This is a genomic window from Nocardia brasiliensis NBRC 14402 (assembly GCF_000308475.2).
GTDB classification, from domain to species: Bacteria; Actinomycetota; Actinomycetes; order Mycobacteriales; family Mycobacteriaceae; genus Nocardia; species Nocardia brasiliensis.
In genome coordinates, this window is record NZ_BAFT02000083.1 from 1 (window position 1) to 6,880 (window position 6,880).

Genomic DNA, 6,880 nt, shown 5'->3' on the forward strand with positions numbered 1-6,880 from the left:
GCCGTGCGGGATGGCGAAAGCCGTGCGGGATGGCGAAAGCCGTGCGGGATGGCGAAAGCCGTGCGGGATGGCGAAAGCCGTGCGGGATGGCGAAAGCCGTGCGGGATGGCGAAAGCCGTGCGGGACGGTGAGAGTCGCGCGGGATGGCGAGAGTCGCGCGGGATGGCGAATCCCGCGCGGGACGGTGAGATCGCACGGGGTGGCAAAGATCGCGCGGGGCTATGAAAACCGCGCCGCAGCCACCGGGCGTGGCTGGCGCGACCTGGCGTGGCTGGCGCCACCTGGCGCTATCCGGCGCGGCGGCCGCGCGGTTTGGTAGCCGTAGCGCGTGCCGCGCAGGTTTCGTCGTCCCGCGCGCGTGTCTGTTGAACGACACACGCGCGGGGTGGCGAGGGTCGCGCGGCAGCCACCGGGTGCGGCTGGCGCTGCCCGGTGGGGCAGCGGCTACTCGGCGTGGCTGCCGCTACCGGCATGGCTTGCGCTATCGGGTGCGGCAGCCACGTGGTTGGGTGGGGAGGCGATCAGGGGAGGACAGCGCAGGCAGGGCCCAGGTTGATGCCGGTGCCGACGTTGATTTGGCCGCGGCGGACGTAGGCCTCGAAGTCGTCGCCGTCGGAGAGTTCGAGGGCTACGAGCTTGTGCGGGCCCTTGCGGTCGGGGATCCACGTGGTGCGCGCGATGCCGGACGCGTCCGCGACGATCTTGCCCGGCCGGAACTGCTTGTGGTCCGCGGTCCGCGGATCGTCGCCGATCTGATCGAGCATGCCGATCGTCGTGCCCGGATCGGTGGTGATGGTTACTTCGTACGAGCAGCCGGTGCCAAGGGCGTCCGAACTGCCGAAGCTCTGCCCCTGCTCGATATGCATATTCGTGACTGCCGCCCCGGCTTGTGGTGCGGCGAGCGCGATCGTCGCAGCAAGCGCACCGAGCGTCGCCATCGTGGTGGCGACGACTCTGTTGGATTTAAACACGTTGAAATGCTCTCTCTAGCAATGGAATCCCCCGGTTGGAGTAGCGACGGGCGGCGCATGGGCCGATCCGCACACTCATCCCATCCTTGCTTTTCGGCTTCCGGAGTTCAACTCCAATTCTGTTCTGCGGTGGGGGTTCGGGGTTGCAGGGGGCGCAATGTGGTGCTGCCGAATAAGTGTGGTGGTCTTTGCGGTCGGTTCTTGCGTTTGGGGTGGTTGGCTGGCTGCCGAAGTTCTACCGGCTCAGTTCGGTGTGCCTGCCTCGGGAGTTACAGGAATGGTGCTGGGCGCGTTGGGTGCAGATCTGGGCTTCCGCGTGTCCACACGCACCTATCTGTCGCTTGGTTCGCACTGCCCACCGCGATCGCCGGTTCCGGCGTGGTGATGGGCTGTGGCGTGGGCTTCACAGAGCTTCCATACGGTTCACAGGGCCTACGACCCCTGTGAACCGTATGAAAACTCTGTGAGCCCCCTACCTATCTGTCGCTTGGTCCACTCCCGGGCGGCCCGTTTCTTCCCAAGCCGCCCGAAACGCAACCACAGCCAGATGACCACGCCGGGACAAGACATCGCGCACCTGAAGTGCGCCTACAGCCGGGTACGGCAGACGACGTGCTCAGCATAATCCGGGTGTAAACCTGGGACGGGGGACACTTTGACGGGAGACCGACCCGCCGAAACCGCACCGCACCAACAACTCCGGCACCCGTGACGACGGCCCGCGCACACAAGGGGACGACGGTAGCCTTCTCACACATTCACGGGCACAACGCGTGGGCAAGCAAGCTGTCGGCGCGGGATTCGATATCGGCGGATTCGGTGATGGTGAGGGTTGCGGCTCGGCCTTGGGGGGTGGCGCCGGACAAGGTGATGTAGCCGGTGATGCCGCCGGTGTGGCCGAGGAATTTTGTGCCGCAGGGTAGGTCGGTGGTCATCAGGCCGAGGCCGTAGTCGAGGGGGTAGGGCTCGCTCATCGGCAGGCTTGCCAGCATCGCGTCCATTTCCGGGCGGCGGAGCAGTTCGCCGGCGATCAGGGCGGTGAAGAAGCGGTTGAGGTCCGCGCCGGTGGATACGAGTCCGCCTGCGGCGCCGGGTACCGAGGGTTCGATGCGCGTGACATCGGTGCGGGTGCCGTCGATGATCGCGTAGCCGTGCGGGTGCGGACCGCGGATGTCGTGTTCGCCGGTCGGCGGCAGGTAGGTGTCGGCGAGGCCGAGCGGGGCGATGATGCGCCGTTCCAGTTCGGCGGCATAGGGATTGCCGGTGCTGGTGCGAATGAGTTCGGTGAGCACGACGTAGTTCGTGTTGGTGTATTTCTGCCGGGTTCCGGGTGCGAATTGGGCGGGGCGGCGCAGGGCGAGCCGGATTTCCTCGTCGGCTGTGAACACTCGCCCCGCCGCGGCGGCCGCGACTTCGTCGACCTCCGCGTCGTCGCTGAACTCCGGTAATCCGCTGCGGTGCTGCAGCATCTGGCGCACGGTGATCGCGCGTCCGTCGACGCCGTCGCCGGTCAGCAAGCCGGGCAGGTAGGTATCGATCGGCTCGTCCAGGCGAATGCGGCCCTCGCCGACCAGTTGCAGCACGATCGTCGCGATGAAGCTCTTGCCGACACTGCCCACCCGTACCCGCTGCGGGTGATCGGTCGGAATCGGTTCGCCCGTAACCCGATTCGCGACGCCTGCGGACAGCGTCGTGGTGTGTCCGGCCACGGTGGTGGTCGCGACGGCCCCGGTGATGCCCGACCGCACCAGCTCGTCGAGATCCGCCTGCACCCGCGCCGCACCGTCGGCTGCACCGTCGGGCGCTGCTTCCGAGGTGGATTTCGCGCACCCGGCGGCAACCAGTGCGACGAATGCCATGACCAGAGCCAACTTACGCATGACTCGGACACTAGAAGTCCCGGAGTGCTCCCCACATCAGGGAAAACCCGTACCCGGACCCGGGATTCGGCGCTGCCACCCGTGGTCCATCAGATGCACCGAAGACGCCGGGGGACCTACGGCACGGTGCGTTTCGCCGAGGCGGGCCAGGGAGTTCGGCCCGCCGACCGTCTCCGGCTCCGAGTTGTCGCTCGATACCGACCGGCTGGCGCCGCGGCGGCGCACCGAGGGCGCGGATCGGGCGGGCAGCCAACGGGATTCGGCGACCGGCCCGGATGGTGTGCTCGGTGCGCCCGACCCGGACAAGATCGGCGCCCGGGCCGGGTGTGCGCGGGGGATCAGTCGGCTGCGATCTCGCTGCGGTCGCCGCTCCACAGGGTGTGGTACTTGCCGGGCATATCGATGCGCTCGTAGGTGTGTGCGCCGAAGTAGTCCCGCTGGGCCTGGGTGAGGGCGGCGGGCAGGCGCTTGGCGCGCAGGCCGTCGTAGTAAGCGAGCGAGGACGCGAAGGCCGGGACAGGGATACCGAGTTGCACGGCGGCGGCCACCACCCGGCGCCAGCTGTCGATGGCGTTCTCGATGGCCGCCTGGAAGAACGGGTCGAGAATGAGGCTGGGCAGCTGCGGGTTGGTGTCGTACGCGTCCTTGATGCGGTTGAGGAAGCGGGCGCGAATGATGCAGCCGCCGCGCCAGATGGTCGCCAGATCACCGGGCCGCAGATGCCAGTCGTATTCGACGCTTGCGGCGGCGATCTGGTCGAAGCCCTGGGCGTAGGCCACCACTTTCGACGCGTAGAGCGCGCGCTCGATGTCGGCGGTGAACTGCTCGGCGTCGGTGGGCTTGGCGGCCAGCTGTCCGGCGGCGAGGCCACCGGCGGCCGCGCGCTGCGCGGTGGCGCCGGAAAGGGCGCGGGCGAACACGGCCTCGGCGATACCGGTCACCGGCACGCCGAGGTCCAGCGCCGCCTTGACGGTCCAGCGGCCGGTGCCCTTCTGTTCGGCGGCGTCGAGGATGACATCGACCAGCGGGGTGCCGGTCTTGGCGTCGGTCTGGTTCAGCACCTCGGCGGTGATCTCGACCAGGTAGCTCTCCAGCTCACCCTGGTTCCAGCCGGTGAAGACGTCGGCGATCTGCTTGGCGTCGAAGCCGAGCGCGTCGCGCAGCAGGTGATAGGCCTCGCCGATGAGCTGCATGTCGGCGTACTCGATGCCGTTGTGCACCATCTTCACGAAGTGGCCCGAGCCGTCCGGCCCGATGTGGGTGCAGCACGGCGTCCCGTCGACCTGCGCGGCGATCGACTCCAGCAATGGGCCGAGCGTCTCGTAGGACTCCTTCGGGCCGCCGGGCATGATGGCGGGGCCGTTCAGCGCGCCTTCTTCGCCGCCGGAGATGCCCGCGCCGACGAAGTGCAGGCCGCGCTCGCGCAACGACTTCTCCCGGCGGATGGTATCGGTGAACAGCGCGTTGCCGCCGTCGATGATGATGTCGCCCTCGTCCATCGCGGCGGCGAGTTCCTCGATCACCGCGTCGGTGGGGGCGCCTGCCTTGACCATGATCAGCACGCGGCGCGGCTTCTGCAGCGCGCCGACGAACTCTTCGATCGTCTCGGTGCGCACGAAATCGCCCTCGTCGCCGTGCGCCGCGAGCAGCGCGTCGGTCTTGGCGATGCTGCGGTTGTGCAGTGCCACGGTGTGTCCGTGACGGGCGAAGTTGCGCGCGATATTGCTTCCCATCACCGCGAGGCCGGTGACCCCGATGTGGGCGCGTGCGTTCGATCCCGCCGATGACGTCATGCTGTCTGGCCTTTCACTCGGCGCGGACCGGCCGCGCTCCACCGACTGTCGGCACCCGAGCGTCTGGCTTGCTCGTCGAATCCGCGGGCGCACCGTAACCGCAGGTCGGCGGGGCCCGGTGGTTCGCTTGTGCCGCAAGAGAACCTGCCGTCCAACCTACATGGGCGGGCCGCTCGGCTCAGCGGTCGGCCCGGTTCGGATCCGCGCAGCTCACGACCACGCCCCGGCATAACATAGGATCATCCGATGCCGCTACGTCGCTGGGTCGTCGCCTGCATCGTGTTCGCCGTCGCCGCGCTGAGTGCCGGGTGCGGTGGCACCGACGAGGCGAAACCGGTCAAGGTCGGGGTGCTGGTGATCACCATGTTCGACCCGGAGACGGAGCCGTGGTTGCAACGCGAATCGCTGCCGATCACGGTCAACCTGCCCACCGCGTACAAGCCGGTGCGCTGCAACGCCGAGGGCCTGTGCGTCGCGCAGACCGGGCAGGGCAAGACCAATGCGGCGTCCACCATGATGGCGCTGCTGGACAGTCCACAGCTCGATTTCGACGACGCCTATTTCCTCACCGTCGGCACCGCGGGCACCCCGCCGGATCAGGGCACGCTCGGCGGCGCGGCCTGGGCGCGCTGGGTGGTCGACTTCGATCTCGGGAATCATCTCGTGCCCGCGGAGGCGCCGGAGCTGCCCTACGGGTACCGGCCTGTCGAGAACTACGACACCGCCGCCTTCCAGCTGAACGAGTCGCTGGTCGAGACGGCGTTCCGGCTGACCGAGCACGCCCCGCTCGCCGACAGCCCCGAGGCCGCCGCCGAGCGGGCGCAGTTCCCCGGTCAGGAGGGCCGCAAGCCCGCGGTGGTCAAGTGCGACACCATGACCGGCGACGACTGGTATTCCGGCAAGCAGCTCTCCGATACCGCGCGCTACATCATGGGCGTGCGCACCGAGGGGCGCGGCGTCTACTGCACGACGCAGATGGAGGACAACGCGACCGCGGCGGTGCTGCAGCGGCACGGCAAGCTGGATCGGTACCTGTCGCTGCGCACCGTGAGCAACTTCGATCAGCCCTATCCCGGTCAGAGCGTCATGGACCACATCCAGCAGCAGTCCGCCGGGTTCCGGCTGTCGCTGGACAACGGCTACACCCTCGGCCGGCTGGTGGTCGATCACCTGCTGAAGAACCCGCCGCAGCGCACGCGGTAGAGCAGTGCCGCGGCACCGATTCGGACCGGTGGTGTTGCTCGGTAAATTAAGTTAGGCTAACCTCAGACTTTGCGCCGGAGGTGGTGCACGTCGGCCCGATCGGCCGATGGATCTCCATGGAACGCAAGGGATGTCACACAAATGACGAAAATCGGCGCGCTCGCATGAACCGGGCGGCTCATCTCGAACGGATCGCCGAAGTGCTCGACGGCGAGGCGGGCGGCGCCAAGGTGCCGTACCCGATCGGCCTGCGCGAAGTGGCCGTGCTCGACACCCGGATGATCGGTTCGGGACTGCGCAGGCTGACCTTCGGCGGTCCCGAACTCGCCGGGTTCGAAAGTCACGCCCCCACCGAGCACGTCCGGCTGATCTACCCGGATCCCGATGGTTCGCTGCGCCTGCCCGAGCAAGTCGATCTCGCCCTGAAATGGCCGCGTCCGCTGCCGATTTCGCGTGAGTACACGGTGCGGCGCTATGACGCGGCGGCCGGTGAACTCGATATCGATTTCGCGCTGCATCCGGGCGGCCACGCGGCGGAGTGGGCCGCGGCGGCAACGCCCGGGACACGGGTGTACATCGCCGGCCCGCCCGGCGGACTGGTGGTGCCGTTCACCTATGACCGGTACCTGCTGGCCGGCGATATCACCGCGCTGCCCGCGATCGCCCGCTGGCTGGAGGCGCTGCCCGCCGACGCCGCGGGTTGGGCGTTCATCGAGGTGGTCGACGAGTCGGAACAGATCGAGCTGAGCGCGCCCGCGGGCGTCGAGGTGCGCTGGCTGCACCGCGGCGAGGTCGCGCCGGGGTGCTCGGACCTGCTCGAGCGCGCGGTGCGCGGCGTCGCGCTGCCGCAGGGCGAGCGGATCTACGCCTGGATCGCCGCCGAGGCGGGCGTGGTGCGGCCGCTGCGCCGCTGGGTACGAGAAGTGTTGCGCGCCAAGCCCGGTGACTCCGATGTCACGGCCTACTGGAAGCGCGGGCACGCGGACTTCGACGAGGACCACGAGGCCGACGCCGAATAACGGCGGCTGTCGGT

5 protein-coding genes are annotated in these 6,880 nt (G+C 68.5%); 2 read left to right on the forward strand and 3 right to left on the reverse strand.

Annotated features, from left to right (window positions below; all coding sequences use genetic code 11):
* Positions 1-521: 521 nt before the first annotated feature.
* The 3 genes from TY25_RS30085 to gnd all read right to left on the reverse strand — a co-directional run bounded on the left by TY25_RS30085 (position 522) and on the right by gnd (position 4,644).
* The gene (locus tag TY25_RS30085; RefSeq protein ID WP_146154168.1) at positions 522-971 is read right to left on the reverse strand and encodes a hypothetical protein; all 450 of its coding nucleotides are present in this window, start codon (positions 969-971) and stop codon (positions 522-524) included.
* 758 nt (positions 972-1,729) lie between these two features.
* Entirely contained in the window at positions 1,730-2,851 is a 1,122-nt protein-coding gene (locus TY25_RS30090; RefSeq protein ID WP_042261716.1) for a serine hydrolase domain-containing protein, read from the reverse strand.
* Between the two features lie 338 nt (positions 2,852-3,189).
* Entirely contained in the window at positions 3,190-4,644 is a 1,455-nt protein-coding gene (gene gnd / locus TY25_RS30095; RefSeq protein WP_042261719.1) for an NADP-dependent phosphogluconate dehydrogenase, read from the reverse strand.
* Between the two features lie 246 nt (positions 4,645-4,890).
* Between gnd and TY25_RS30100 the strand changes: the two genes are divergently transcribed.
* The gene (locus TY25_RS30100; protein ID WP_042261721.1) at positions 4,891-5,847 is read left to right on the forward strand and encodes a purine-nucleoside phosphorylase; all 957 of its coding nucleotides are present in this window, start codon (positions 4,891-4,893) and stop codon (positions 5,845-5,847) included.
* Between the two features lie 164 nt (positions 5,848-6,011).
* Positions 6,012-6,866 carry a siderophore-interacting protein gene (locus tag TY25_RS30105; protein WP_042261724.1) on the forward strand — a complete coding sequence of 285 codons (855 nt, stop codon included), beginning with the start codon at positions 6,012-6,014 and terminating at the stop codon, positions 6,864-6,866.
* Positions 6,867-6,880 lie beyond the last annotated feature (14 nt).